The organism is Streptomyces sp. JLYT201 (assembly GCF_059448825.1).
The window spans coordinates 3007044-3032888 of sequence record NZ_CM182551.1 but is presented as its reverse complement, the minus strand read 5'-3'; the positions used below and the strand labels follow the sequence as shown (position 1 = coordinate 3032888).

At 73.0% G+C, this 25845-nt stretch carries 23 protein-coding genes; 11 read left to right on the top strand and 12 right to left on the bottom strand.

Features of this window, described 5'->3' with window-relative positions:
* The first annotated feature begins 16 nt into the window (after nucleotides 1-16).
* Complete coding sequence (locus AC5WAM_RS11935; RefSeq protein ID WP_030688912.1) at nucleotides 17-391, top strand: helix-turn-helix domain-containing protein; 375 nt, start codon at nucleotides 17-19, stop codon at nucleotides 389-391.
* 242 nt (nucleotides 392-633) lie between these two features.
* Nucleotides 634-1104 (top strand): Dps family protein, encoded by a 471-nt coding sequence (locus tag AC5WAM_RS11930; RefSeq protein WP_366794183.1) that lies wholly within the window; start codon nucleotides 634-636, stop codon nucleotides 1102-1104.
* Between the two features lie 442 nt (nucleotides 1105-1546).
* On the opposite strand, the gene AC5WAM_RS11925 is transcribed toward AC5WAM_RS11930, so the two are convergent.
* From AC5WAM_RS11925 to AC5WAM_RS11915, 3 genes are all read right to left on the bottom strand, one after another.
* The gene (locus tag AC5WAM_RS11925; RefSeq protein ID WP_495522583.1) at nucleotides 1547-2323 is read right to left on the bottom strand and encodes an SDR family NAD(P)-dependent oxidoreductase; all 777 of its coding nucleotides are present in this window, start codon (nucleotides 2321-2323) and stop codon (nucleotides 1547-1549) included.
* Nucleotides 2324-2354: 31 nt separating this feature from the next.
* A complete protein-coding gene (locus tag AC5WAM_RS11920) occupies nucleotides 2355-3185 on the bottom strand; it encodes a DNA-formamidopyrimidine glycosylase family protein (protein WP_495522582.1) in 831 nt (276 codons plus the stop codon).
* 413 nt (nucleotides 3186-3598) lie between these two features.
* Complete coding sequence (locus AC5WAM_RS11915; protein WP_495522581.1) at nucleotides 3599-8266, bottom strand: ATP-dependent helicase; 4668 nt, start codon at nucleotides 8264-8266, stop codon at nucleotides 3599-3601.
* Nucleotides 8267-8483: 217 nt separating this feature from the next.
* Between AC5WAM_RS11915 and AC5WAM_RS11910 the strand changes: the two genes are divergently transcribed.
* Genes AC5WAM_RS11910 through AC5WAM_RS11900 form a run of 3 tightly spaced genes read left to right on the top strand, consistent with a single transcriptional unit; the run spans nucleotide 8484 to nucleotide 10464 of the window.
* A complete protein-coding gene (locus tag AC5WAM_RS11910) occupies nucleotides 8484-9392 on the top strand; it encodes a helix-turn-helix domain-containing protein (protein WP_495522580.1) in 909 nt (302 codons plus the stop codon).
* Entirely contained in the window at nucleotides 9347-10159 is an 813-nt protein-coding gene (locus tag AC5WAM_RS11905; protein ID WP_495522579.1) for an AzlC family ABC transporter permease, read from the top strand. Before AC5WAM_RS11910 ends, AC5WAM_RS11905 begins: the two co-directional genes overlap by 46 nt.
* Nucleotides 10156-10464, top strand: coding sequence for an AzlD domain-containing protein (locus tag AC5WAM_RS11900; RefSeq protein WP_366794178.1), 309 nt, complete (start codon nucleotides 10156-10158; stop codon nucleotides 10462-10464). Before AC5WAM_RS11905 ends, AC5WAM_RS11900 begins: the two co-directional genes overlap by 4 nt.
* 28 nt (nucleotides 10465-10492) lie before the next feature.
* Here the strand turns inward: AC5WAM_RS11900 and AC5WAM_RS11895 are convergent, their stop codons facing one another.
* The gene (locus AC5WAM_RS11895; RefSeq protein ID WP_366794177.1) at nucleotides 10493-11449 is read right to left on the bottom strand and encodes a hypothetical protein; all 957 of its coding nucleotides are present in this window, start codon (nucleotides 11447-11449) and stop codon (nucleotides 10493-10495) included.
* Between the two features lie 79 nt (nucleotides 11450-11528).
* On the opposite strand from AC5WAM_RS11895, the gene AC5WAM_RS11890 reads away from it, so the two are divergent.
* From AC5WAM_RS11890 to AC5WAM_RS11865, 6 genes are all read left to right on the top strand, one after another.
* Complete coding sequence (locus AC5WAM_RS11890; RefSeq protein WP_138962164.1) at nucleotides 11529-11723, top strand: DUF3046 domain-containing protein; 195 nt, start codon at nucleotides 11529-11531, stop codon at nucleotides 11721-11723.
* 172 nt (nucleotides 11724-11895) lie between these two features.
* A complete protein-coding gene (locus AC5WAM_RS11885) occupies nucleotides 11896-13128 on the top strand; it encodes an AI-2E family transporter (protein ID WP_366794176.1) in 1233 nt (410 codons plus the stop codon).
* A gap of 306 nt (nucleotides 13129-13434) precedes the next feature.
* The gene (recA, locus tag AC5WAM_RS11880) at nucleotides 13435-14559 is read left to right on the top strand and encodes a recombinase RecA (RefSeq protein ID WP_138962166.1); all 1125 of its coding nucleotides are present in this window, start codon (nucleotides 13435-13437) and stop codon (nucleotides 14557-14559) included.
* 3 nt (nucleotides 14560-14562) lie between these two features.
* Nucleotides 14563-15285 (top strand): recombination regulator RecX, encoded by a 723-nt coding sequence (gene recX / locus AC5WAM_RS11875; protein ID WP_172386131.1) that lies wholly within the window; start codon nucleotides 14563-14565, stop codon nucleotides 15283-15285.
* A gap of 217 nt (nucleotides 15286-15502) precedes the next feature.
* A complete protein-coding gene (locus AC5WAM_RS11870) occupies nucleotides 15503-16294 on the top strand; it encodes a helix-turn-helix domain-containing protein (protein WP_495522578.1) in 792 nt (263 codons plus the stop codon).
* Nucleotides 16291-18837, top strand: a complete 2547-nt coding sequence (locus AC5WAM_RS11865; protein ID WP_495522577.1) for an FtsX-like permease family protein — start codon at nucleotides 16291-16293, stop codon at nucleotides 18835-18837. The genes AC5WAM_RS11870 and AC5WAM_RS11865 overlap by 4 nt, the downstream gene beginning before the upstream one ends.
* A gap of 145 nt (nucleotides 18838-18982) precedes the next feature.
* On the opposite strand, the gene AC5WAM_RS11860 is transcribed toward AC5WAM_RS11865, so the two are convergent.
* From AC5WAM_RS11860 to AC5WAM_RS11825, 8 genes are all read right to left on the bottom strand, one after another.
* On the bottom strand, nucleotides 18983-19417 hold the full coding sequence (locus AC5WAM_RS11860) for a rhodanese-like domain-containing protein (RefSeq protein WP_495523567.1): 435 nt from the start codon (nucleotides 19415-19417) through the stop codon (nucleotides 18983-18985).
* Nucleotides 19418-19431: 14 nt separating this feature from the next.
* Nucleotides 19432-19983, bottom strand: a complete 552-nt coding sequence (locus AC5WAM_RS11855) for a cupin domain-containing protein (protein ID WP_495522576.1) — start codon at nucleotides 19981-19983, stop codon at nucleotides 19432-19434.
* 70 nt (nucleotides 19984-20053) lie between these two features.
* Complete coding sequence (locus AC5WAM_RS11850; protein WP_361832679.1) at nucleotides 20054-20140, bottom strand: putative leader peptide; 87 nt, start codon at nucleotides 20138-20140, stop codon at nucleotides 20054-20056.
* 141 nt (nucleotides 20141-20281) lie between these two features.
* Nucleotides 20282-22069, bottom strand: a complete 1788-nt coding sequence (locus AC5WAM_RS11845; protein WP_495522575.1) for an FAD-dependent monooxygenase — start codon at nucleotides 22067-22069, stop codon at nucleotides 20282-20284.
* A gap of 193 nt (nucleotides 22070-22262) precedes the next feature.
* The gene (locus AC5WAM_RS11840; RefSeq protein ID WP_495522574.1) at nucleotides 22263-23201 is read right to left on the bottom strand and encodes an amino acid ABC transporter permease; all 939 of its coding nucleotides are present in this window, start codon (nucleotides 23199-23201) and stop codon (nucleotides 22263-22265) included.
* Nucleotides 23198-23863 (bottom strand): amino acid ABC transporter permease, encoded by a 666-nt coding sequence (locus AC5WAM_RS11835; protein WP_399625600.1) that lies wholly within the window; start codon nucleotides 23861-23863, stop codon nucleotides 23198-23200. Before AC5WAM_RS11835 ends, AC5WAM_RS11840 begins: the two co-directional genes overlap by 4 nt.
* Nucleotides 23864-23955: 92 nt before the next feature.
* A complete protein-coding gene (locus AC5WAM_RS11830) occupies nucleotides 23956-24795 on the bottom strand; it encodes a glutamate ABC transporter substrate-binding protein (protein WP_495522573.1) in 840 nt (279 codons plus the stop codon).
* Between the two features lie 96 nt (nucleotides 24796-24891).
* Nucleotides 24892-25668 (bottom strand): amino acid ABC transporter ATP-binding protein, encoded by a 777-nt coding sequence (locus AC5WAM_RS11825; protein ID WP_030680539.1) that lies wholly within the window; start codon nucleotides 25666-25668, stop codon nucleotides 24892-24894.
* Nucleotides 25669-25845 lie beyond the last annotated feature (177 nt).

The window sequence follows — 25845 nt, the reverse complement described above, 5'->3', positions numbered from 1 at the left end:
GAGGAGGGAGCCACCGATGATTCTGCTCCGTCGCCTGCTGGGTGACGTGCTGCGTCGGCAGCGCCAGCGCCAGGGCCGTACTCTGCGCGAAGTCTCCTCGTCCGCCCGAGTCTCACTCGGCTATCTCTCCGAGGTGGAGCGGGGGCAGAAGGAGGCTTCCTCCGAGCTGCTTTCCGCGATCTGCGACGCGCTTGACGTACGGATGTCCGAGCTCATGCGAGAAGTGAGCGACGAGCTCTCGCTCGCCGAGCTGGCCGAGTCGGCAGCGGCCACGGAACCGGTGCGGGCACCGGTCCGCCCGATGCTCAATTCCGTCTCGGTGACCGGCGTGCCACCGGAACGGGTCACGATCAAGGCACCCGCGGAAGCGGTCGACGTCGTCGCCGCGTGACCTGCGGGTGACCAGACGTGGTGAAGGCCCCGGCCGGGTGCTCCGGCCGGGGCCTTCGCTGTCCTTGCGACGGTACGCGGCGCCCTGAGCGCCGGTGCCCGGGGCGGGGGGCACCCGAAGGCCTGCTTTCCGAAGTGGCCGTAGTAGTGCCGGTGCGCGATGGTTGATGGGTGTTCGGCCCGGATGCGGGTAACCGCGTGGTCGAACACGCCTGGATGACCCCGTGTAGCCGGAGGTGACCGATGTACGTCGTCAAGAGTCCGCTGCCCGACGCCGATCTGAAGACGGTGTCCGAGGCCCTGCAGGGCGCACTCGTCGACCTCGTCGACCTGTCCCTGATCGCCAAGCAGATCCACTGGAACGTGGTGGGGCCGCGCTTCCGCTCCGTCCACCTCCAGCTCGACGAGGTCGTCGACACCGCACGGCTGCACTCCGACACGGTCGCGGAGCGGGCCTCGACGCTCGGCGTCTCGCCCGACGGCCGCGCGGCCACCGTGGCGGGCAGCAGCGGCATCGGCGCCGTCCCCGAGGGCTGGGTCAAGGACACGGACGCGGTGGGCACGCTCGTGGCGGCCCTCGGCGCGGTGATCACGCGGATGCGCGAGCGGGTGAACGCCACCGGCGACGCCGACCCGGTGAGCCAGGACATCTTCATCGGCATCACGGCCGACCTGGAGAAGCACCACTGGATGTTCCAGGCCGAGAACGGATAGCGGCTCCGCACCGGCGGGGCGCCCGCCCGTGCGGACGGGCCGGGCGACGGCGCTCGCGCACCTTCGGTGCGCCCGGTGCGCCCTGCCGCCGGGGGACGGGCCGGGTCTAGCGTCGTCTGGCGGGAGGTGACAGCCGTGGCGGGGCGCGTCCTGCGGTGGACTTCGGCTCTCGGTCTCGCCGCGCTGTGGTGGTGGGCGGTGCTGCGGCTCGCGGTGACGCCCGACGCGGGGGCCCTGGAGGGCACGATCGCCGCCGGGGGCTGGGGGCTGAGCCTGCTGCCCGTGCACTGCGTGCCCAAGGAGCGGGCGCTGGGGGTGGCGGGGCCGCGCCGGCGCGGTACCGGGGCGCGGGGGCGCGCGGTGGCGGGGACGGAGCGGGCCGGGGCGCGGGGGCGCGCGACTGCCCGGGCGTGGGGGCGCGGCCGCTCGGGGCGCGGCTCCGCTACCAAGGCATCGCCACGCCGCCGTTGGGGCGGAGGATCTGGCCGGTCGTGAACGCCGCCGCGTCCGAGGCCAGGTACAGCACGGCATGGGCGACGTCCTCCGGCTCGCCGACGCGGCCCAGCGGCGACCTCCGGGCCATGAGGCCCTCGGTGTGGACCCGCGCCGCGGCGTCGTGGCGGTCGGTCATCGGCGTACGGATCCAGCCCGGTGCCACGGCGTTGACGCGGATGCCGTGCGGTCCGACCTCGCTGGCCAGCGTCTTCGTCAGCTGCACCACCGCGGCCTTCGAAGCGCCGTAGCAGAGCAGGCCGGGGCCTCCGGTGTCCACGGCGCCCGACGCCATCGTGACGATGCTGCCGCCCGAGCCCGCCTCGATCATCACGCGGGCCGCCGCCCGGCAGGCGTACAGGACTCCCTTGAAGTTCACGCCCAGGACCCGGTCGAGGTCCTCCTCGCGGGTCTCCAGGACCGGACTGCTGTGCATGATCCCGGCGATGGCGGCCAGGACGTCGACGCGGCCCGTCGCCGCGGCCGCGTCCGCCACGGCCTGCTCCACCTGCGACCGGTCGCTGACGTCCAGGAGGTGCGGGTGGGCGGTGCCGCCGGTCTCCTTGATGAGGGCGGCCGTCTCGTGCAGGCCCGGCGCGTCCCGGTCGGCGCAGTGCACCGCGGCTCCCGCCCGCGCGAGCAGGACGGCACTGGCACGGCCGATGCCGCTCGCCGCGCCGGTGACGAACGCGGTGCGGCCGGTGAGGTCGTACGCCGTGAGGGGCATGACGGGACCGTAGGAGAGAGCTGCCGGCCCGTCAATTGCTGCGGGCGGGGCGGTTTCCGGCCCGGGGCGTCGGTCCTCGTTGGCAGGTCGGGCACCAGTACGTCGGGCGCTGGCGGGAGCCGTCGCCCTGGTCCGCCGTCCGTACGGGGGTGCCGCAGCGCAGACAGGGGCGCGGTGCCCGGCCGTACACGTACAGCCGTCGGCCGGGGCGGGGGACGCCCGTGGTCGTGCGGTCGGGGCGGTCGCGGTTGGCTTCCAGGAGCTTCTTGGCGAGGGCGGGCAGCCGGTTCGCCGTGTCGGCGGGGAGTTCGCCGATCGGCAGCCAGGGGGTGACGCCGAGCAGGAAGCACAGCTCGCTCTTGTAGATGTTGCCGATGCCCGCGAGGTTGCGCTGGTCGAGCAGGGCCTCGCCGAGGGCGCGCTCGGGGGCCGTGAGGAGGTTGCGCAGGGCCTGGTCGGGGTCCCAGTCGGGGCCGAGGAGGTCGGGGCCCAGGTGGCCGACGGCGCGCTGTTCGTCGACGGTGCGGAGCAGTTCGAGGACGGGCAGGCGGTAGCCGACGGCCGTGTGGTCGGCGGTCGCGAGGACGGCCCGGATCTGGTGGGCGGGCCCGCCGCGCCAGCGTTCGTCCGGGGCGTAGACCTTCCAGGAGCCGTCCATGCGCAGGTGCGAGTGGAGGGTGAGGCCGCCCTCCACGCGGGTGAGCAGGTGCTTGCCGCGAGGGGTGACGTCCAGGACGGCGCGGCCGGTCAGGTCGGCCGTGGCCAGCTTGGGGACGCGGAGGTCGGAGCGCGTGAGGACGTGACCGGCCAGGGCCCGGTGGAGGCGGCGGGCCGTCTGGTGGACTGTGTCTCCTTCGGGCATGGGGACAGGGTGTCACTTCGTGGTGGGGTGGGGGTGGCGTGGCGCCCGGCTGGTAGGCCGCCATGGGCCGCGCCGCCCTGGACGGCGTCGGCCGCCGCGGGCCGGATCGGAGGGCTGCCGTGGGCCTTGGGCTGACGGGTCGTCCCGGGCACGGGCTGGCGGGGCGCCCCAGTCCCGGGCTGCGAGGTCGCCTCAGGTCCGGGCCGCGAGGCTGCCCCGGGCTCGGGCCGCAGGGCCGCCCCAGTCCCGGGCTGCGAGGTCGCCTCAGGTCCGGGCCGCAAGGCTGCCCTGGGCCCGGGCCCGGGCCCGGGCCCGGGCCTGGGCCCAGGCCCGGGCCTCAAGGCCGCCTCAGGTCCCGGCTGCGAGGTCGCCCCAGGTGCGGGCCGGGGCCGCCGCCCCGGTGTGCGCCGGGGTCAGGCGCGCACGCGGAGGCCTCTCGGGGTGGCGTGGAAGCCGGTGTGCTCCAGGAGGGGGGCCAAGGGGGAGGTCAGCGCGGGGGCGCCGTTGATGCGCTCCACGGTGACCGTGCCGAGCGCGCCCGCCTTGGCGGCCGAGGCCAGCGCGGTCGCGGCCGCGAGGAGCCTGGGGTCCGGGTCGGCCTCGGACGACGCCCAGGCCAGGACGGTCTTGCCGCCGCGCTCCACGTACAGCGTCAGCTCGCCGTCGACCAGGACGACCAGGGAGCCCGCCTTGCGGCCCGGCTTGTGACCGGCTTCGGCCGGGGGGTCGGGCCAGGGCAGGGCGGCCCCGTACGCGTTCGCCGGGTCGGCGGCCGCCAGGACGACCGCCTGGGGGTCGGTGGTGTGCCCGGAGCCCGCGCGCTCCCGCGCGGTGGCCGTGGCGCGCAGCCGGTCCACGGCGCCGTCCATGGCGAACTGGGCCGCGCCGAGCCCCTCCACCACGTACCCGCGACGGGCCTGGCCGTTGTCCTCGAAGGCCGACAGGATCCGGTACGTCGCGGAGAAGCCGCCCTCGACGCCCTCGGCGGCGACCGCGCCCCGGGTCACCACGCCGTGCCGGTCGAGCAGCGTGCGGGCCAGGGCGTGGGCGCGCAGGGTCGGGTCGGGCTCGCGGGCGGGCAGCAGCGACCAGCGGCCCGCGACGGTCGGCGGGCCGGTGCGGGAGACGGGGCGGGCGGCGGCGGTCAGGCTGCCGTAGCGCCCGCGCGGGACGGCGCGCTTCGCACGGTGGGCCGTGGACCCCGCCGTGCGCCCCGAGCCCAGGAGGGAGCGCAGGGGGGCGAGCGTGTCGTTCGTGAGCCGGCCCGACCAGGCCAGGTCCCACACCGCGTCGGCCAGCTGGGGGTCGGTGGCGTCCGGGTGCGTGGTGGCGCGGACCTGGTCGCTGATCTGCCGGAAGAACAGGCCGTAACCCCCGGAGAGCGCGTCCAGGACGGACTGGTGGAGCGCGGTGAGCTCCAGGGGGTGCGCGGGCGGCAGGAGGAGGGGAGCGGCGTCGGCCAGATAGAGCGAGACCCAGCCGTCCTTGCCCGGAAGGGACCCCGCTCCGGCCCACAGCACCTCTCCGGCGGCGGTGAGCTCGTCGAGCAGCGCCGGGGCGTAGCCCGCCACTCGGGAGGGCAGGACGAGCTTCTCCAGGGCCGAAGCGGGCACGGACGCGCCCTGGAGCTGCTCGATCGCGCGGACCAGGCCGTCGACGCCCCGCAGGCCATGGCCGCTCAGGTGCTGCCACTGCGGCAGGAACTGGGCGAGCGCGGCCGGGGGCACCGGCTCCAGCTCCTGGCGGAGCGCGGCGAGGGAGCGGCGGCGCAGACGGCGCAGCACCGTCGCGTCGCACCACTCCTGGCCGATGCCCGCCGGATGGAACTCGCCCTGGACGACGCGGCCGCTCGCCCCGAGGCGGTGCAGCGCGCCCTCCGTGACGGCGGCACCGAGGCCGAAGCGGGCGGCCGCCCCGGCGGAGGTGAACGGGCCGTGGGTGCGGGCATAGCGCCCGAGGAGGTCGCCGAGGGGGTCCTTCACGGGCTCTGTGAAGGCCTCGGGGACTCCGACCGGCAAGGCGGTGCCCAGGGCGTCGCGCAGACGGCCCGCGTCCTCGATGGCCGCCCAGTGGTCGGCCCCGGCGATCCGGACCCGGATGGCGCGGCGGGCCGCCGCGAGGTCCTCCGCCCAGGCGGGCTCCGCACCCCGCTCGGCCAGTTCGGCGTCCGTGAGCGGGCCGAGCAGGCGCAGCAGGTCGGCGACGCCCTCGGCGTCCTTGACGCGGCGGTCCTCCGTGCGCCACTGGAGCTCGCGCTCCAGCTCGGTGAGCACCTCCGCGTCGAGCAGTTCGCGCAGCTCGGCCTGGCCCAGCAGCTCGGCGAGGAGACGGGAGTCGAGGGACAGGGCGGCCGCGCGGCGCTCGGCGAGGGGCGAGTCGCCCTCGTACAGGAACTGGGCGACGTACCCGAACAGCAGGGAGCGGGCGAACGGGGACGGCTCCGGGGTGGTGACCTCCACGAGCCGGACGCGGCGGGACTCGATGTCGCCCATCAGCTCCGTGAGGCCCGGGACGTCGAAGACGTCCTGGAGGCACTCCCTGACCGCCTCCAGGATGATCGGGAAGGAGCCGAACTCGCTGGTGACCTCCAGGAGCTGGGCGGCGCGCTGCCGCTGCTGCCACAGCGGGGTGCGCTTGCCGGGATTGCGGCGCGGCAGCAGCAGCGCGCGGGCGGCGCACTCGCGGAAGCGCGCCGCGAACAGCGCCGAGCCCCCCACCTGATCGGTGACGACCTGGCTGACCTCGCCCTTGTCGAAGGTGACGTCCGCCGCGCCGACCGGGGCCTGCTCGGGGTCGAACGCCGAGTCCACCGTGACGTCCACCGGCTCCTGGTCGAGCAGGTCGAGGCCCATCAGGTCGGCGTCCGGCAGGCGCAGCACGATGCCGTCGTCGGCGTGCATCACCTGGGCGTCCATGCCGTACCGCTCGGTGAGGCGGGCGCCGAGCGCGAGGGCCCAGGGCGCGTGCACCTGCGCGCCGAACGGCGAGTGCACGACGACCCGCCAGTCGCCCAGCTCGTCGCGGAACCGCTCGACCACGATCGTGCGGTCGTCCGGGATGTGCCCGCAGGCCTCGCGCTGCTCGGTGAGGTACGCCAGGACGTTGTCCGCGGCCCAGGTGTCGAGGCCCGCCGCCCGGAGGCGCTCGCGCGCGTCGTCCTGCGGCAGCGAGCCGATCTCGCGCAGGAACGCGCCCAGGGCGCGCCCCAGCTCGAGCGGGCGGCCCAGCTGGTCGCCCTTCCAGAACGGCAGCCGGCCGGGGACGCCGGGCGCGGGGGACACCAGGACGCGGTCGCGCGTGATGTCCTCGATGCGCCAGGAGCTGGTGCCCAGCGTGAAGACGTCGCCCACGCGCGATTCGTAGACCATCTCCTCGTCGAGCTCCCCTACGCGGCCGCCGCCCTTCTTCGGGTCGGCGCCCGCGAGGAAGACCCCGAAGAGGCCCCGGTCGGGAATCGTGCCCCCGGAGGTCACCGCGAGGCGCTGTGCCCCGGGGCGGCCGGTGACCGTCCCCGCGACCCGGTCCCACACCACGCGCGGGCGCAGCTCCGCGAACGCGTCGGAGGGATACCGCCCGGCGAGCATGTCCAGGACCGAGAGGAACGCCGACTCGGGCAGCGCGCTGAACGGCGCGGCACGGCGGACCAGGGCCAGGAGGTCGTCCGCCTGCCACGCGTCCAGGGCCACCATCGCGACCAGCTGCTGGGCCAGGACGTCCAGCGGGTTCGCCGGGACGCGCAGGGACTCGATGGCGCCCTGGCGCATCCGCTCCGTGACGACGGCGGCCTGGACCAGGTCGCCCCGGTACTTCGGGAAGACGACTCCGGTGGAGACCGCGCCCACCTGGTGCCCCGCGCGGCCCACGCGCTGGAGCCCGGAGGCGACGGACGGCGGCGACTCGACCTGCACCACCAGGTCGACGGCACCCATGTCGATGCCCAGCTCCAGGCTGGAGGTGGCGACCACGGCGGGAAGGCGGCCCGCCTTCAGGTCCTCCTCGACCTGGGCGCGCTGTTCCTTGGAGACCGAGCCGTGGTGGGCGCGGGCGAGGACGGGGGGCGCGCCCCTGGCGGCGCCCGACTCCGCCATCAGCTCCGCCGGAGAGTGGCCCTCGGGGAGGGGCTCGCCCGTGGCCCGCTCGTACGCGATTTCGTTGAGGCGGTTGCACAGGCGCTCGGCCAGGCGGCGGGAGTTGGCGAAGACGATCGTCGAGCGGTGGGCCTGGACGAGGTCGGTGATGCGCTCCTCGACGTGCGGCCAGATGGACGGGCGCTCCGCTTGCTGGTCGGAGTCCGCAGCCGGGGAGCCGCCCAGCTCGCCCAGGTCCTCGACCGGGACGACGACCGACAGGTCGAACTCCTTGCCCGACTCGGGCTGGACGACCTCCACCCTGCGCTGCGGCGACAGATAGCGCGCCACCTCGTCCACCGGGCGGACCGTGGCGGACAGGCCGATCCGGCGGGCGGGGCGCTTCAGGAGCGCGTCGAGCCGCTCCAGGGTCAGCGCGAGATGCGCGCCGCGCTTGGTGCCCGCGACCGCGTGCACCTCGTCCAGGATCACCGTCTCGATGCCCGTCAGCGCGTCGCGCGTGGCGGACGTGAGCATCAGGAACAGCGACTCCGGGGTCGTGATCAGGATGTCCGGCGGCCGGGTGGCCAGGGCGCGGCGCTCGGCCGGCGGGGTGTCACCGGAGCGGATGCCCACCCGCACCTCGGGCTCCGGCAGGCCCAGGCGCACGGACTCCTGCCGGATGCCGGTGAGCGGGCTGCGCAGATTGCGCTCCACGTCGACCGCGAGGGCCTTGAGCGGCGAGACGTACAGCACCCGGCAGCGCTTCTTCGGGTCCGCGGGGGGCGGGGACGAGGCGAGCTGGTCCAGCGCGGCGAGGAACGCGGCCAGGGTCTTGCCGGAGCCGGTCGGGGCGACCACGAGCACGTCCGAGCCCTCCGCGATCGCCCGCCAGGCTCCCGCCTGGGCGGACGTGGGCGCGGAGAAGGCCCCCGCGAACCAGCCGCGGGTCGCGGGGGAGAATCCGTCGAGGGCGCCGGGGGCGCCGGGGGCGCTGTGCGCGGACCGAGCCATGGACCCATCGTGCACCCCGCCACTGACAATGGCTTTGACCTGCATGAACGACATTCCCTCCGCGGCGCGGACGGCGTTGGTCGTCCGGCTGTGCCCGGTGCGCCGCGGTCCGGCCGCCGAACCGGTGCCGCTGGCCGGAAAGGGCAGGGCGCGCGGCGGGCAAGGGCAGGCGCCGCGGGCCGGGAAATGGTTTGCGCCACTGGCGCAGAATGGCGGCATGACAGGTTCGGCTGAGCGGGCGCGGCACTGGACCTACGCCGAGCTGCCCGGCGTCGACCTGCTGCGGGCCCGCTACGTCCGCAAGACCTTCGTGCGGCACACTCACGAGCACTTCGTGCTGGCCGCGGTCACCGAAGGTGTCGACGTCTTCCACCACACCGGCGCCGACCGGCACGCGGGCCCCGGGATGCTCGCCCTGATCAACCCCGACACCTCGCACACCGGGCGGGGCGGAGGGCCCGAGGGCTGGCGGTACGGAGCGGTGTACCCGGCGCCGGAGCTGGTCGCGGCCATCGCCGCCGAGACGACGGCCATCCGCGGCACGCCCGGCTTCGTCCAGCCCGTGTTCGAGGACGCGTACGCGGTGGCCCTCGTCCACCAGGTGCTGCGCGCCGCCGAGGAGGGCAACGCCCTGGCCGCCGACACGTTCCTGCGGATCACCGTGACCCGGATGCTGCGGCTCAACGGCGGCGCCCTGCCCGAGCGGACCGTGCGGTCGGCGGGCCACCGCGTCGCCGCACGCGCGCGTGCCGTCCTCGAAGAACGCCTCGCCGACCCGCCGAGTCTGGACCGGCTGGCCGCCGACCTCGGCGTCGGGTCCTTCGCCCTGCTGCGGGCCTTCCGCGACGCGTACGGCATGCCTCCGCACGCCTGGCTCACCGACGCGCGCGTGCGCCGCGCCCGCCACCTCCTGGACACCGGTACGACGCCCGCCGACGCGGCCGTGGCCGTCGGCTTCACCGACCAGCCGCACCTCAACCGCCACTTCACCCGCATCGTGGGCGTACCCCCGGGCGCGTACCAGCGGGAGCGCAAGAACGTACAAGACCGTGCGGGCGGGCTCCTCGTAGCGTCCTCGGCGTGGCAGAACGAACATCACCCGCAGACATCAGCAGTGCGGACATAACCAGCCGCGTCGACCCGCTCGACGCCTTCCCGGAAGGGGCGGCAGCCCCCGCAGCCGACGCGGAGGCCGTCTCGGACCGTCCGGACTCCGCCGTCGTACGTGACGCTCTCGGCGTCGGCATCGCCGTCGGCCTCTCCGGATTCGCTTTCGGCGTGACTTCGGCGGGCAGCGGCCTCACCGTGCTGCAGACCTGTGCGCTGAGCCTCCTGGTGTTCACGGGGGCCTCACAGTTCGCGCTGGTGGGCGCGCTCGCCGGGGGCGGGAACCCGTTCACCGCGGCGGCGGGCGCCTTCTTCCTGGGCGTGCGCAACGCGTTCTACGGGCTGCGGCTCTCCCAGTTGCTGGCCCTCCCGCGCGCGGTGCGACCGTTCGCGGCCCACTGGGTGATCGACGAGACCGCGGCCGTGTCCCTGGCGCAGCGCGGACGGCGGGGCGCCCGCATCGGCTTCACGGTGACGGGGCTCAGCCTCTACGCGCTGTGGAACCTGACCACTCTCGCGGGCGCGGTCGGTGCCGAGGCGATCGGGGACACCGACGCCTGGGGCCTCGACGCCGCGGGCCCCGCGGTCTTCCTCGCGCTCCTCGCACCGATGGTCCGGGCCGCCCGGGAGCGCACGGTCGCCGCCGTCGCGGTCCTCCTGGGACTCGGACTGCTGCCCGTGCTGCCCGCGGGCGTACCGGTCCTGGTGGCCGCGCTGGCCGTGCCGATCGTCCTCTACGGAGAGGGCCTTCGCGCACAGCGCGCGACCCGAAGGGGCGACCGTTGACCATCTGGATCGCCATCGCTGTGACCGCCGTCAGCTGCTACGCGGTCAAGCTCGCGGGGCTCCTGGTGCCCGCCGGAGCCCTGGAGCGGCCTCTCGTGAAGCGCATGGCCGCCCTGCTGCCGGTCGCGCTGCTCGCCGCCCTCACCGCCCAGCAGGCCTTCGCCGACGGCCGGACCCTGGTGCTCGACGCCAAGGCCGCGGGGCTCGCCGCTGCCGTCGTGGCGCTGCTGCTGCGCGCGCCGTTCCTGATCGTCATCGCCGCCGCCGTCGCCGTCACGGCGGGCGTGCGGGCACTCACGGGGTGACGGCAGGGCCGCCACCCCGGGGACCGGCTCAGCCGATCGGCCGCCCGTGCGCGGCGAGCGTGCGCAGGGCCTCGATCGTCACGATCGGCCGCCACTCCAGAGCGGTGCCCGGAGCCCACTGCCGCCACCGGATCGGCCAACCGCCGTCTTCTTGCTGATCGTTCACAAGGAAGTCCAGGGAGCGCGCCATCTCCTCGTCCGTGAACCAGGCGCGGGCGAGCGAGTCCGGGGACTTCGCGAAGTCGTGGGCGAAGTGGTGCTCGCCCGGTGCGTACCCCTCGGGCACCGGATACGCGGCGGCCCGCTCCGGCTCCAGGGCCACGAGGCGCTGCTCGCGCACCAGACGGCCGAGCCGGTCGGCCGCCGCCTCCGCGCGCGGGCGGTCCGGCGCGCCGTCCAGGAAGGCGACCGCCGCCTGGACCTCGTAGGGATGCGACTTCTCCAGGGACTCCACGGCCTGCCAGCAGAAGTCGGTGGCCCGGAACAGCCAGGCGTGCCAGACCTCGTTGCGGTGCAACAGACCCACCACGGGCCCGGTGGCGAGCAGCTCGCTCGGCGGGTCGTCCACTACGGGCACGAACGGCGCCAGGGGGTAGCCGCGCTGGCTCGGATGGATCGCCGGCAGGGCACCGTCGGCCGTCGACACCGAGGTCAGATAGCGGCACACGCGCTCCACCCGCAGCCCGCCGCAGCGGCCGATGGAGTCCAGGATCCGCAGCGCGTGACCGGTGTGCAGCGGCTGGCTGACGGGCCCGCGCAGATCGGGTTCGAGCGCGTGGCCGTACCCGCCGTCCGCGTTGCCGTACGCGGCTAGGGCCGTTTCCACCGTGTCGGCGCCGTCGCCGCTGTCCGTGCCGTCCGTGCCATCCAGGAAGTGGTACGCGAAGCGTCGCTGTTCGAGGACGCGCGCGGTGAGCCAGACGAACTGTTCGGCGCGCGCGAGCGGGGAGGACGCGGCGTGCGGGGACGCTCCGTTTTCGGCCATGTTCCGACGGTAGGGCGGAATGCGCCGCCGACAAGCCCTCCGGGCTCGGCTGCACTCTCAGGGGCGCGATACTGGACGCATGCGGTTGACGGTCTTCTGGCAGCGAATGGCAGCCCACTTCGGCGCGGGGTACGCGGACTCCTTCGCGCGCGACCACGTGATGTCCGAGCTGGGTGGGCGGACGGTGCACGAAGCACTGGACGCGGGCTGGGAGGCGAAGGAGGTCTGGCGGGCGGTGTGCAAGGCCGTCGACGTACCGGCCGAAAAACGCTGATCCACGGAGGCGACGGGATGTCCCTCCCGGGGCCGAGAGGTGTCCCCGGGGCGAGCACACGGAGTCCCGCGCGGGCGCGTGGAGTCCGCGGCGGCGCGTGCGGGATGTGAGGAGCGCCGCGAACAGGCGGGGGCGACGGCCGATCGCCGTCCCCGTGGGCGAGACTGGCACGGTGGCACCCACAGACGACACCGCGCAGATCACTTCCGAGGCCATGACGCCGCCCGGCACCACGCCGCCCGCCCAGCCCCCCGCCGGGGCCGAGCAGGGGCGTGGCGCGGGCATGCCGCGCTGGCTGCCGCGTGCCATGGTGCTCGCGCTCGCCCTGGTCGCCTGTTTCCAGCTCGGCAGCTGGGCCTTCCACCAGCTGACCGGACTGCTGATCAACATCCTGATCGCGTTCTTCCTGGCGCTCGCCGTCGAGCCCGCCGTGAGCTGGATGGCGGCGCGCGGGCTGCGCCGGGGCCTGGCCACGGGCATCGTCTTCCTCGGCGTGATCATCGCCACCGCGGGCTTCATCACGATGATGGGCTCGATGCTCGCGGGCCAGATCGTCGACATGGTCGAGGACTTCCCGGACTACCTGGACAAGGTCATCCGCTGGATCAACCAGACCTTCGACACGGACCTGTCCCGCGTCGAGGTCCAGGACAGCCTGGTCCACTCCGACTGGCTGCGGAAGTACGTGCAGAACAGCGCCAGCGGGGTCCTGGACGTCTCCGCGCAGGTGCTCGGGGGCCTCTTCCAGCTCCTGACGATCCTGCTGTTCTCGTTCTACTTCGCCGCCGACGGGCCCCGGCTGCGGCGCGCGCTGTGCTCCGTGCTCCCGCCTGCCAAGCAGGCCGAGGTGCTGCGCGCCTGGGAGATCGCGGTCAACAAGACCGGCGGCTACCTCTACTCGCGCGGCCTGATGGCACTGATCTCCGGGATCGCGCACTACATCCTGCTGCAGATCCTCGAAGTGCCCTACGCCCCCGCCCTCGCGGTGTGGGTGGGCCTGGTGTCGCAGTTCATCCCGACGATCGGCACGTACCTGGCGGGCGCCCTGCCGATGCTGATCGCCTTCACCGTCGACCCCTGGTACGCGGTGTGGGTGCTGGGCTTCGTGGTCATCTACCAGCAGTTCGAGAACTACGTCCTGCAGCCCAAGCTCACCGCCAAGAGCGTGGACATCCACCCGGCGGTCGCCTTCGGGTCTGTCATCGCGGGCACGGCGCTGCTCGGCGCGGTCGGCGCCCTGATCGCCATCCCGGCGGTGGCGACGCTGCAGGCGTTCCTCGGGGCATACGTGAAGCGGTACGACGTCATGGACGACCCGCGGGTGCACGGACACCGCCGCCGCGGCGGCACGCCCCTGCTCGACCGGCTGCGGCGCGCGCTGACGCCTCCGGGGCGCGAGGGCTGAGGGCTCCGCGGAGCCGCGTTCCGCCGGACTCCGACGGCTGAAGCGCGGGTTCCGCTCATGGGTCGACCCGGCGGGCGCGCCTGGCGTGGTGCGCTTGACAGCAAAATCGAACATCCATTCTTATGGGGGCTCCGGCGGCGTCGTACCGGGGGTTCGCGGGGGGATTCCCGGGCGCGCCGGTGGGTTTCGGCGGGCCGAGGGGCCTGAGTTATCCACAGGCCGGACGGGCGTCGGGGCGCATTGTCAGTGGCAGGCGTTAGCGTCTTTGACGTGAAGCGATCGACTCAAGCAAACCGGGTGGAACCCATGGCAGGAACCGACCGCGAGAAGGCGCTCGACGCCGCGCTCGCACAGATTGAACGGCAATTCGGCAAGGGCGCGGTCATGCGCATGGGCGAGCGGTCCCAGGAGCCCATCGAGGTCATCCCGACCGGCTCGACCGCGCTCGACGTCGCGCTCGGCGTCGGCGGCATCCCGCGCGGCCGTGTGGTGGAGATCTACGGCCCGGAGTCCTCCGGTAAGACGACCCTCACGCTGCACGCCGTGGCCAACGCGCAGAGGGCCGGCGGCGCCGTCGCCTTCGTGGACGCGGAGCACGCCCTCGACCCGGAGTACGCGAAGAAGCTCGGCGTCGACATCGACAACCTCATCCTGTCCCAGCCGGACAACGGCGAGCAGGCCCTCGAGATCGTCGACATGCTGGTCCGCTCCGGCGCGCTCGACCTGATCGTCATCGACTCGGTGGCGGCCCTTGTGCCCCGTGCCGAGATCGAGGGCGAGATGGGCGACTCGCACGTGGGTCTGCAGGCCCGTCTGATGAGCCAGGCCCTGCGGAAGATCACCAGCGCGCTCAACCAGTCGAAGACCACCGCGATCTTCATCAACCAGCTGCGCGAGAAGATCGGCGTGATGTTCGGCTCCCCGGAGACCACGACCGGTGGCCGGGCGCTGAAGTTCTACGCCTCGGTGCGCATGGACATCCGCCGCATCGAGACCCTGAAGGACGGCACGGACGCGGTCGGCAACCGCACCCGCGTCAAGGTCGTCAAGAACAAGGTCGCGCCCCCCTTCAAGCAGGCCGAGTTCGACATCCTCTACGGCCAGGGCATCTCCCGCGAGGGCGGCCTGATCGACATGGGCGTGGAGCACGGCTTCGTCCGCAAGGCCGGTGCCTGGTACACGTACGAGGGCGACCAGCTCGGCCAGGGCAAGGAGAACGCCCGCAACTTCCTGAAGGACAACCCCGACCTCGCCAACGAGATCGAGAAGAAGATCAAGCTGAAGCTGGGCGTCGGCGTCCGGCCGGAGAGCACCGAGAGCGAGCCCGCCGCGGACCCGGCGGGCGAGGCACCGGCGGCCGACGCCGCCAAGACGGTGCCCGCTCCGGCGGCGAAGGCCACGAAGTCCAAGACCGCGGCGGCCAAGAGCTAGGCCGTGACGCGACGTACCGACTGGGCGGAGCACACGGACCCCCCGGGAGGCGGCCACTGGAGCGGCGGCGGACCGGAGGGGGCGGGTGCGGACGCCGACGGCCCGTGGAGCGGCGACCAGGAGGGCCGGGGCGGCCGTCGCCGCAGGCGGCGCGGCGGCTTCGGCAGCCATCAGGACAGCGGTTCCCCGTCCTCGTCGAGGGCCGAGAACGGGGAACCGCCCTCGGGGGATCCCGCTGAGCGGGCGCGGGGCATCTGCTTGCGCCTGCTCACGGGGACGCCCCGCACCCGCAAGCAACTGGCCGACGCCCTGCGGAAGCGGGACATCCCCGACGACGTGGCGGACGAGGTGCTGTCCCGCTTCGAAGAGGTCGGCCTGATCAACGACGAGGCCTTCGCGGACGCCTGGGTGGAGTCCCGGCACCACGGCCGGGGCCTCGCCCGCCGGGCCCTGGCCCGCGAGCTGCGGACCAAGGGCGTCGACGCGACCCTGATCGACGAGGCCGTCGGCCAGCTCGACGCGGAGCAGGAGGAGGCCACCGCCCGCGAGCTCGTGGCCCGCAAGCTGCGCTCCACCCGCGGCCTCGACCGCGATAAGCGGCTGCGCCGCCTCGCGGGCATGCTCGCCCGCAAGGGATACCCGGAGGGCATGGCGCTGCGCGTGGTCCGCGAGGCGCTGGAGCAAGAGGGGGAGGACACGGAGGACCTCGGGTACGAGGGCCTCTGAGCGATCGCCGGATCCATCGGATCGACCGGACCCACCTGATCCACCGGGGCCGTGGCCCCGGGAGGACCTCCGGGGGTGAGGTCCGACGGGCCTCCGGGTGCGGCCCCGGCCCGAGGCTTCCGGGTGAGCCCCGAAGCCTGTAGGGGGGTTAACCCCCCATGCAAGACGCCTGGTCGCCACCATGCACAGGAACCTGTGCACAGGCGACTGTGTACGCATGGTTCACCACCAGGGCAGAAGAGAGGGGCGCGCCCCCAGCGGGGCCGCGAAAGCCGGCCCGGTCGCGGAGTCCGGTCCCGCCGTCGGGTCCGGCCGCGCCGGGGCCGACGAGACCGGTCGCGCCCGGGCCGACGGTGCCGTGCCCGCTCCCGAAGAGCTGAGTGACCTGAAGGTCCTCAAGGCGCTGGCGCAGCCCAGGCGGCAGCAGATGCTCCAGCACCTCACCGTGCACGGGCCCGCCACGTCCGCGACCCTGGCCCGGGCCCTGGGCCTCAACACCGGGGCGACGAGCTACCACCTGCGCGAGCTCGCCCGCTACGGCTTCGTCGAAGAGACGGACGGCACCGGACACGGGCGCGAGCGCTGGTGGCGTGCGGTGCCCGGGGACCGGCGCTTCCCGCCGCGCAGCCGGCAGAACGCCGAGACGCGGCTCGTCATGGACGAGCTGAACCACCTGGCGTACGCCGCCGACCTGGAGCTCTTCGAGCAGCTCCAGCGCGAGAGCGGCGGCGCCGAGGCCGACGAGTGGGCCGACGCCTTCCCGTACTCGCGCGGCACGATGCGGCTGACGGTGACCGAGCTGCGCGACTTCTTCGAGGAGTACATCGCCCTCCTCAACCGCTACAAGCGCTCCGACGCCGACACCCCGCCCGAGGCCCGCACCGTCCTCACCCGCCTCCTGGCCTTCCCCGCGCCGGCGGCCGGACCGGCAGCCGCACCGACGGACGCCGGGGCGGCCGCTTCCCCGGGCGCCCCCGACGACAACAGAAGAGAGACCGAGACCTCATGATGCTGCGCTACGCACTACAGACGATCCGCGACCGGAAGGGCGGGTTCCTGGGAGCCTTCGTCGCGTTGACGTGCGCCGCCGCGCTCATCACGGCCTGCGGCACGCTCCTGGAGACGGGCCTGCGCGGCACCATCAGCCCCGAGCGCTACGCCGCCGCCCCCGTGCTCGTCTCCGCCGATCAGAACGTGCACCAGACCACCGTCAAGCACAAGAAGGGCAAGACGAAGGTCAAGCACAAGGCGAAGCCGATCGCCGAACGGGCCTGGCTGCCGCGCGAGGTCACCGAGCGACTCGAGGGCGTGCCGGGCGTCGGCGCGGTCGTACCCGAACTGACCTTCCTGGCGCAGCCGTTGACGCGCGAGGCCAGCGACCCGGACCGTCCCGCGTACGGGCACGCCTGGTCGTCGGCCTCCCTCGCGCCCTTCCGGATCGTCGACGGACGCGCCCCACGCGCCGCGGCCGACCTGGTCGTCGACCGCGGCCTCGCCGAGCGCGCCCGCCTCAAGCCCGGTGACCGACTCACCGTCCAGTCGACGCGGGCCCCGCGCACCTACCGCGTCTCGGGCATCGCCGCCCCGGACGGCGGCGGAACGGCCCTGGCGCACCAGACCTCCCTCTTCTTCTCCGACCGCGAGGCCGAGCGGTTCGCCGCCCACCCCGGCCGGGTCACCGCCCTCGGCGTCCTGCCGGCCGACGGCACGTCCGCGCAGACGCTCAAGGCGGCGGTCAAGAAGGCACTGGACGGTACGACCGCGCAGGTCAGCAGCGGTGACGGCCGTGGCTCCGTCGAGTTCCTCGACGCGGCGGGCGCGCGGGTGAAGCTCGTCAGCATGGGCGGCGCGATGGGCGGGACGTCGCTGCTCGTCGCCGTGCTCGTGGTCGTCGGCACCTTCGCCCTGTCCATCCAGCAGCGTTACCGCGAACTGGCCCTGCTGCGGGCCATCGCCGCCAGCCCGAAGCAGCTCCGCAAGCTCCTCGGCCGTGAGGCGCTCCTCGTCGGGGCGGCCGCCGGAGTGCTCGGCTCGCTGGCGGGCATCCCGCTCGGAGGGCTGCTGTACGGGAAGTTCATCGACGAGGGAGTGGTTCCGGCGACGCTCGACCGGGTCGTCAGCTTCTTCCCGCCGCTCGTGGCCGTCGCCGCGACGCTGTTCGGCGCCTGGGCGGCCGCGCGCGTCTCCGCCCGCCGCATCGCCCGCATCCGCCCGGGCGAGGCTCTGGCCGAGGCGAGCGTGGAGCGTACCCGACTCTCCTGGGTGCGTATCGCCGCCGGTCTGCTCCTCCTCGCGGGTGGCGTGGTCCTCGTGCTCGTCCTCAGCGTGCTGCGGACCGAGCCCGCGTCGACTCCCGTCACGTTCCTGGCCGTTGTGGTGCTCGCCTCGGCCGTCGCGCTGCTCGGCCCGCTCGTCGTCAGGGCGTCGGCCGCCGTGCTCGGCCGGGTGCTGCGGCTCACCGGCCCGGTCGGGCGGCTCGCGCACGCCAACCTCCGGGGGAACGCCGCCCGCATGGCCGCCGCCGTCACCCCGCTGGTGCTGCTCATCGGCATGACGTGCACGGTCCTCTTCACGCAGCCCACCCTCACGGCGGCCGCCCGTGCCGAGACGGGCGACGGTGTCCGAGCGGACTGGTCGCTCGCCGCGCAGGGCCCCGGCGTACCGGCGGCGGCCGCGCGGCGGCTGCGGGCGGCCGAAGGCGTCGAGGCCGTCACCGAGGTGGTCCGCACCACCGTGCGCGTCGGGCTCGACAAGTACCCGGCGCAGGGCGTGACTCCGGCGGGCCTCACCCGCACCTGGGACCCGGACGTCACTGCGGGCTCGCTGGCGTCCTTCGGCGCGGGTGACGTCGCCGTCAGCGAACTCGCCGCCGACCGGCTCGGCCTGAAGCCGGGCAGCAACCTCAAGCTCACCCTCGGCGACGGCACACCGACCACCCTGAAGGTCGGCGCCGTCTACGCGCGCGGGCTCGGCTTCGGTGATCTGACTCTGGCGCACGACCTGGTCGCCCGCCACGTCGACAACCCGCTCGCCGCCACGGTCCTCGTCAGGAGCGACCGTACGAAGGATCAACTCGCGGCGACCCTCCGGGAGTTCCCGAACGTGCGGGTGGATTCCCCGGACGCCGTCGACCGCCTCCAGGCCGAGCGCGGCCAGTCGAGCGCCGACGTGAACCTCCTCGCCATGGGGCTCGTGCTGGCCTTCACCGCGATCGCCGTCGTCAACACGCTCGCGATGTCGGTGTCGGAGCGGGTCCGGGAGTTCGCGCTGCTGCGCCTCGCGGGTGCCACGGGCCGCCAGGTCCGGGGGATGCTGCGCACCGAGGCACTGTCGGTCCTGCTCATCGCGACCGCCCTGGGCAGCGGGATCGCCCTCGCCGTCCTGACCGCGTTCAGCGTCGGCATGACCGGTTCCGCCGCCCCGGTGGTCCTGCCGCTGCTGTACGTCGCCGTGGTCGCCGTGGCGGGGCTGCTCGCCCTGATGGCGACGGCGCTGCCCGGCCGTGCCGCTCTGAGGCCGCTGCCGGTCACGGTCGCGTCGGCCAAGGAGTAAGGGGCGGCACGCAATGGCGGGCGCCCCTTACTCACGCTCCTACGGGAGCGCGGTACGGGGCGCCCACGCGTGCCCGGGAACCCGTACGCGTCCCCCTGGGACCCCTACGCGTCCCAGGGACTCGTACGCGGAAGGAAGCGGGCAGTCACTCGGTGACGGGGAACCCGGCCGCCTTCCAGGCCTGGAAGCCACCGACGAGGTCGGTCGCGTGCCGCAGCCCGAGCTGGCGCAGGGAGTGGGCCGCGAGGCTCGACGCGTAACCCTCGTTGCAGACGATGACGATCTCCAGGTCGTGGCTGACGGCCTGGGGGGCGCGGTGGCTGCCCTGGGGGTCGAGGCGCCACTCCAGTTCGTTGCGTTCGACGATCAGCGCTCCCGGGATCAGGCCGTCGCGCTCGCGCAGGGCCGCGTACCGGATGTCGACGAGGAGGCCACCGGACCGGTCGATCTCGTGCGCCTGCCGGGGCGTGACCCGGTCGAGGTCGCGCCGTACGCGTTCGAGGAACTCGTCTATGCCCACGGGTGCGAGCGGCTCGTCGGCGATCGCCGAGGCCGTCGGTACTCCCGGGGTTCCGTTCAACTCAAGGCCCGCACTCACTGCCAGTCCTCCGGACGCTCGACGTGCTCAAGGCGTAGCACGTCACCGGTGCGGCTGTAGCGGCGGATCCGTGGAAGTGGCGGATAGTACGCGTGCACGGAGACGGCGTGTTCGGTAGCGGACTCGTTGAGCACCTCGTGCACGTGGTTGCGGCCGAACGCCCGTCCCTGCCCGGCGGGCAGCTGCCGCTCGCGGTCGATGCCCTCCGTGAGCTCCAGGGTCTTCCAGCCGTCGGTGGGCATCCGGGCGGCGAGGGAGTTCTCCTTGAGGGCGCCCGAGGCGGTGGTGAAGGCGCCGACCGACTCGGCGTGGTCGTGCCAGCCGGTACCGGTGCCGGGCGGCCATCCGATCAGCCAGGCCTCGCTGCCGCCGGGCCCGTCGAGGCGCACCCAGGTGCGGCCTTCGGGGTCGAGGGGGAGCGAGGCGACGAGGTCGGCGTCCGCGGCGGTGCGGCGCACGAAGTGGAGGAGGTCGGCCGAGGTGGGCGGGGCCACCCGGGAACCGGCGGGGGAGGGCAGAGGCGCAGGGCTGGAGACAGACGCTGACATGGAACCGTCCTGGGAGTTCGCGGAACGGCGCGCCGACGACGGGCGCGCGAGAAGGGTGGTGATGGCGAATTCAGCAGGACGGCTGACACACGCAGCCCGCATAGCGGACGAGGTCCATGTGGACCCTCCGCCACAAGCGGACAGCGGTGTCGGTCATGGTCCGGAGTAGACCATGACCGTGCGAAGTGGTCAACTCGCTCTCAGCATGCGGTCGGACGGTCGTTTCTGGTTCAACAGCAGCTGTCTACGGGGACCTGGGACAGCCGCTTGACCTGGCCGGGAGGCCTGGATCGGGGGTCTACGGGGAGGGCTTCTTTGGCTCGCTCGATGGCCCGGTGGAGGGTGTCCCCCCGGCTGCTCGGCCACCCTTCGCGTCGGAACCGGGCGTCTCGTGGGCTGTCCGGTCGGCTGCTCGGGCGGCGTCGCCAGGCTCGCCGCCCGGCTTCCCGGGGGCGGCCTCGGCGTCCTTCGGGCCGCCGTCCTTCCTCGGCGCGCCCTTCGCCCGCCCCTTCTCCGGCGCCTCCCGCACCGCCTTGCCCAGGGCCGCCTCGGCGGCCGCGTAGAGCTCCGCGGGGCGTACGCCGTTCAGCGCGGTGACCAGACGGCCGTCCGGGCGTACGAGCAGGACCGTGTGCGCCGCGGCGCCCGGATAGCTCTCCGCGACGAGGAGCTCGGCGGGGGCCGGCAGCGCGGTCACCGCGGCGGCGAGACGGGGCATGATCCCGGCCTTCATCCAGTGCCGCCGGTCCCACACGACGGTTCCGGGCGCCACGAGCACCACGAGGAGCTGGCTGAGGCCGAAACGGTCCCGCAGCCGTACGACGGAACCGTCGGGAGCCGTCACGGCGACGTCGACGACCGGGGCGCCCGGCTCCGTGGCCACGAGGACGGTGGAGTCCGAACTTCCGGGGGACAGGGGCGAGTCGGCGTACGCCCCCGGCGCACCCAGCTGGCCGCGCCCCACATGGCCATCCGTGAGCAGTGCGTCCTGACCGCGTGCGGCCCCCGGCACGTACGAACGCAGCCCACCGCCGCCGCGGAGCACGGGCAGCGACTGGTCGGCGGCGCGCAGCCGCGCGGCCACGGCGGCGCGCCGCTCGGTCTGGTAGCTGTCGAGGAGTGCGTCGCTCGCGCCGTGGTGCCAGGCGAGCGCCAGCTTCCAGGCGAGGTTGTCGGCGTCCCGGAGGCCTTCGTCCAGGCCCTGCGTGCCGACTGCGCCGAGGAGGTGGGCTGCGTCCCCGGCCAGGAAGCAGCGCCCGGAGCGCCAGCGGCGGGCGAGCCGGTGGTGGACCGTGTGGACACCGGTGTCGAGCAGGTCGTACGGCGGGGTGGCGCCGCACCAGCCGGAGAGGGTCTCCCGGACGCGGGAGACGAGGGCGTCGGGCGTCACCAGGTCGCCGCGCGGCGGCAACAGCCAGTCGATCCGCCAGACGCCGCCCGGCAGCGGACGCGCCGTCACCTCGGGGCCCCCGCCGGGCCACGGCGGGTTGCGGTGCAGCAACGCTTCGCCGGGCCAGGGAAGTTCCGTCCGCAGGGCGGCGACGGCGTGTCGCTCGACCGCGGTGCGCCCCGGGAAGCGGATGTCGAGCAGCTTGCGGACCGTCGACCGAGGGCCGTCGCAGCCGACGAGATAGCTGCCGCGCCACCAGGTGTCCTTGGGCCCGCGGGTGTGGGCCGTGAGCCCCGAGGCGTCCTGCTCCAGGGTGTCCAGCTTGCTCTCCACCGCGACCTTCACGAGCCGCTCGTCGACGATGGCGTCCCGCAGCGCACCGGTCAGCACGTGCTGCGGCACATGCAACGGCGAGGGCATCTCGTCACTGAACGTGAGCTGCCGCATCACCTGCTTGCGCCGCATCGACCGCCAGCCGCCCCAGCGCGCCCCCGTGTCGGGGCCCCCGAAGGACACCCCGCAGAGGCGCTCGACGAGTGCCGCCGTGTCCTCCCGCAGGACGGCGGTCCGCGCGGGGCGCTGCTCGTCCTTGCCGGGCCCCTCGTCCAGGACCACGGTGGGAACCGAGTGACGGGCGAGAGCCAGGGCGAGCGTGAGCCCCACGGGGCCCGCGCCGACGACGATCACCGGGTCCACGGCGCACGGCCTCCTGCCAGGACTGCCCGCGAGCGCTGGACGTACGTACAGGAAATGGCAGTTGAAACCCGGTGCACGATCACAGAACGTATGCAACCCACTGCTGGTTCCTGCGTCAAGCGACGAAGGCAGTGGCGTGATCGCCACTGCCTTCGTTCTTGCAGATCATCGGGTGAGCGCCGGGGCGGTCGGCTCAGGTGGTGCTGCCACCGGTGTCGCCCGTGCCGCCACCGATGGCTCCCAGGGCGCCACCGCCGTCGCCCGTCGCGAACGTTCCCGCCACGGCCGCCGGAGGCACCATCGCGCCGGTGGACTTCTTCCCGCGCCGCAGCCTGCGCTCCAGCCAGGAGGCGAAGGACGTGAGGATGAAGTTCAACACGATGTAGATCACCGCGACGATCGTGAAGCTGGCGATGACGTTGGCACCGTAGTAGCCGCTCATCGTGCTGACGGTCGACAGGAGCTCGGGGAAGGTCAGCATCGCGCCGCCGAGCGCGGTGTCCTTCACGATGACCACGAGCTGGCTGACGATCGCGGGCAGCATCGCCGTGACCGACTGCGGAAGGAGCACGGACCGCATGGTCTGGCCTTTGCGGAGGCCGATGGCCTTGGCCGCCTCGGTCTGGCCCTTGGGCAGGGCGAGGATGCCCGCCCGCACGATCTCCGCGAGCACGGAGGCGTTGTACAGGACGAGCCCGGTCACGACCGCGTACATGGGCCGGTCGTCGGAGGTGACGTCGCTGTACTCGGCGAAGGCCGCGTTGGCGAACAGCATCAGGATGAGGACCGGGATCGCGCGGAAGAACTCCACGATCGTGCCGGCCACGATGCGCACCCACAGGTGGTCCGAGAGGCGTGCGATGCCGAGAACGGCGCCCAGGGGCAGCGCGATGACCATGGAGTACGCGGCCGCCTTGAGCGTGTTCTCCAGGCCGGGCCAGATGTACGTCGTCCAGGACCTGCTGTCCGTGAAGAAGGGCTTCCACTTCTCCCAGTCGAGCTGACCCTTGTCGGACAGGGCGTTGTAGACCCACCAGAGCAGCAGGCCGAGGGCGATCACGAAGACCACCGAATAGACGATGTTGCGCTGCTTGGCGCGGGGACCCGGGACGTCGTAGAGGACGGAGTTCATCGCTTGACCGCCACCTTCTTGCTGACCCAGCCGAGGATCAGGCCGGTCGGCAGCGTGAGGCAGATGAAGCCGAACGCGAAGACGGCGGCGATCGCGATCGTCTGGGCCTCGTTCTCGATCATGCCCTTCATCAGCAGGGCCGCCTCGGCGACACCGATCGCGGCGGCCACGGTGGTGTTCTTCGTGAGCGCGATGAGGACGTTGGCGAGCGGAGCCACCACCGAGCGGAAGGCCTGCGGGAGCACGACCAGGGTGAGGACCTGCGTGAAGCTCAGGCCGATCGCGCGGGCGGCCTCGGCCTGGCCCAGCGGCACGGTGTTGATGCCCGAGCGCAGTGCCTCGCAGACGAAGGCGGCGGTGTAGGCGGTCAGACCGAGCACGGCCAGGCGGAAGTTGGTCGCGTCGATGGTCGACGCACCCAGATCGATGAGCAGCGTCTGGTTCAGGCCGAGCGACGTGAACACGATGATGATGGTCAGCGGAATGTTCCGCACGACGTTGACGTAGACGGCTCCGAAGCCGCGCATCAGGGGGACGGGGCTGACGCGCATGCCCGCCAGCACGGTTCCCCATATCAGGGAGCCGACCGCTGAGAGTCCGGTGAGCTTCACCGTCTCCCAGAAGGCCCCCCACAGGTCATAGCCTTCAAGAAAGTCGAACACGTTCTCCCGCGCTTCCGCGTAGAGGGACAGCTTCCGCGTAGAGGGCGAAGGGGCGCGCCGCCATGGTGAGCGGCACGCCCCTCACATCCTGCTTACTTGACGATGTCGCCGATCTTCGGGGCGGGCTCGTTCTTGTAGCTGGCCGGGCCGAAGTTGGCCTTCACGGCCTTCTCCCACGACCCGTCCTTGACCATCTCGGTCAGCGCGTCGTTGATCTTCTTCTTGAGGTCGGAGCCCTTCTTGACGCCGATCCCGTAGTTCTCGTTGGTCATCTTGAAGCCGCCGAGCTTGAACTTGCCCTGGAAGTTCTTCTGCGCGGCGTAACCGGCGAGGATCGAGTCGTCGGTGGTGAGCGCGTCGATCGCCTTGCTCTGCAGGCCGGTCAGGCACTGGGAGTACGCGCCGTAGTTCTGGAGCTGGGCCTTGGGCGCCAGCTTCTCCTTGACGTTCTGCGCCGAGGTCGAACCGGTCACCGAGCACAGCTTCTTGCTGTTCAGGTCCTTCGGCGACTTGATCGACTTGTCGTCGGCGCGGACCAGGACGTCCTGGTGGGCGAGCAGGTACGGGCCCGCGAAGTCGACCTTCTCCTCGCGCTCCGGGGTGATCGAGTAGGTCGCCGCGATGAAGTCGACGTCACCGCGCTGGAGCATCGTCTCGCGGTCGGCGCTCTTGGCTTCCTTCCACTCGATGTCGTCGGCCTTGTGGCCGAGCTTCTTCGCCACGTAGGTGGCGACATCGACGTCGAAGCCCTCGTACTTGCCGTCCGGCGTCTTCTGGCCGAGGCCGGGCTGGTCGAACTTGATGCCGATGGTGATCTTGCCGCCCCCGCCGGAGCCCTTGTCGTCCTTGTCGTCGTCACCGCCACACGCGGTGGCCGTGAGGGAGAGCGCGAGCAGAACGGAGGCTGCCGCGGTGACCTTGCGAACCTTCATGGTGAACATCCTTCGTTTCGGCGGAGGTTGGGGGAGACGCTGCCGAGCGTCATGCGTCCGATGAGGCGTCCCGCGCGCGGGAGCGCGTGCGGCGCGTCAGTGGTGCAGGATCTTCGACAGGAAGTCCTTGGCACGGTCGCTGCGCGGGTTGCTGAAGAACTGGTCCGGCGTGGCCTCTTCGACGATCCGGCCGTCCGCCATGAAGACGACCCGGTTGGCGGCCGAGCGGGCGAAGCCCATCTCGTGGGTGACGACGACCATGGTCATGCCGTCCCGGGCGAGCTGCTGCATCACCTCGAGGACCTCGTTGATCATCTCGGGGTCGAGCGCCGACGTGGGCTCGTCGAAGAGCATGACCTTGGGCCCCATGGCGAGCGCCCGGGCGATCGCCACACGCTGCTGCTGGCCGCCGGAGAGCTGCGCCGGGTACTTGTCGGCCTGGGTGCCGACGCCCACGCGGTCGAGCAGACCGCGTGCCTTCTCCTCCGCCTCCGCCTTGGCCGTCCTGCGCACCTTGACCTGGCCCAGCATCACGTTCTCGAGCACGGTCTTGTGCGCGAAGAGGTTGAAGGACTGGAAGACCATGCCCACGTCGGCGCGGAGCCTGGCGAGCTCCTTGCCCTCCTGGGGCAGCGGTTTGCCGTCGATCGTGATCGCGCCGGAGTCGATGGTCTCCAGGCGGTTGATCGTGCGGCACAGCGTCGACTTGCCGGACCCGGAGGGCCCGATCACGACGACGACTTCACCGCGGGCGATGGTCAGGTCGATGTCCTGGAGGACGTGCAGTGCGCCGAAGTGCTTGTTGACGTTCTTCAGCACGACAAGGTCGTCCGCCGCGGGTATGGCGTCCTTGGTCACCGATACTTCGGTCACGGCTTGTTGCTCCATCCTCCTCGGGTTGGGAGGACAGTAGTAACCCGGTGCGACCAGCGTCATTACATCTGAGGGGAAATTGAGCATAACGATCCGGCCGCAACCGGACACTCCGCGTGAAGAGGGCGCCCCGCGCGCGTACCGGGTGCATAACGGAACGTGTCCGTGACCCGAAGG

What these genes read in the sequence shown, in the direction of transcription:
- AC5WAM_RS11935 (WP_030688912.1), top strand. Translation starts at nt 17, where the DNA reads ATGATTCTGCTCCGTCGCCTGCTGGGTGACGTGCTGCGTCGGCAGCGC.
- AC5WAM_RS11930 (WP_366794183.1), top strand. Translation starts at nt 634, where the DNA reads ATGTACGTCGTCAAGAGTCCGCTGCCCGACGCCGATCTGAAGACGGTG.
- AC5WAM_RS11925 (WP_495522583.1), bottom strand. Translation starts at nt 2,323, where the DNA reads ATGCCCCTCACGGCGTACGACCTCACCGGCCGCACCGCGTTCGTCACC.
- AC5WAM_RS11920 (WP_495522582.1), bottom strand. Translation starts at nt 3,185, where the DNA reads ATGCCCGAAGGAGACACAGTCCACCAGACGGCCCGCCGCCTCCACCGG.
- AC5WAM_RS11915 (WP_495522581.1), bottom strand. Translation starts at nt 8,266, where the DNA reads ATGGCTCGGTCCGCGCACAGCGCCCCCGGCGCCCCCGGCGCCCTCGAC.
- AC5WAM_RS11910 (WP_495522580.1), top strand. Translation starts at nt 8,484, where the DNA reads ATGACAGGTTCGGCTGAGCGGGCGCGGCACTGGACCTACGCCGAGCTG.
- AC5WAM_RS11895 (WP_366794177.1), bottom strand. Translation starts at nt 11,449, where the DNA reads ATGGCCGAAAACGGAGCGTCCCCGCACGCCGCGTCCTCCCCGCTCGCG.
- AC5WAM_RS11890 (WP_138962164.1), top strand. Translation starts at nt 11,529, where the DNA reads ATGCGGTTGACGGTCTTCTGGCAGCGAATGGCAGCCCACTTCGGCGCG.
- recA (WP_138962166.1), top strand. Translation starts at nt 13,435, where the DNA reads ATGGCAGGAACCGACCGCGAGAAGGCGCTCGACGCCGCGCTCGCACAG.
- AC5WAM_RS11870 (WP_495522578.1), top strand. Translation starts at nt 15,503, where the DNA reads ATGGTTCACCACCAGGGCAGAAGAGAGGGGCGCGCCCCCAGCGGGGCC.
- AC5WAM_RS11865 (WP_495522577.1), top strand. Translation starts at nt 16,291, where the DNA reads ATGATGCTGCGCTACGCACTACAGACGATCCGCGACCGGAAGGGCGGG.
- AC5WAM_RS11855 (WP_495522576.1), bottom strand. Translation starts at nt 19,983, where the DNA reads ATGTCAGCGTCTGTCTCCAGCCCTGCGCCTCTGCCCTCCCCCGCCGGT.
- AC5WAM_RS11850 (WP_361832679.1), bottom strand. Translation starts at nt 20,140, where the DNA reads ATGACCGACACCGCTGTCCGCTTGTGGCGGAGGGTCCACATGGACCTC.
- AC5WAM_RS11840 (WP_495522574.1), bottom strand. Translation starts at nt 23,201, where the DNA reads ATGAACTCCGTCCTCTACGACGTCCCGGGTCCCCGCGCCAAGCAGCGC.
- AC5WAM_RS11830 (WP_495522573.1), bottom strand. Translation starts at nt 24,795, where the DNA reads ATGAAGGTTCGCAAGGTCACCGCGGCAGCCTCCGTTCTGCTCGCGCTC.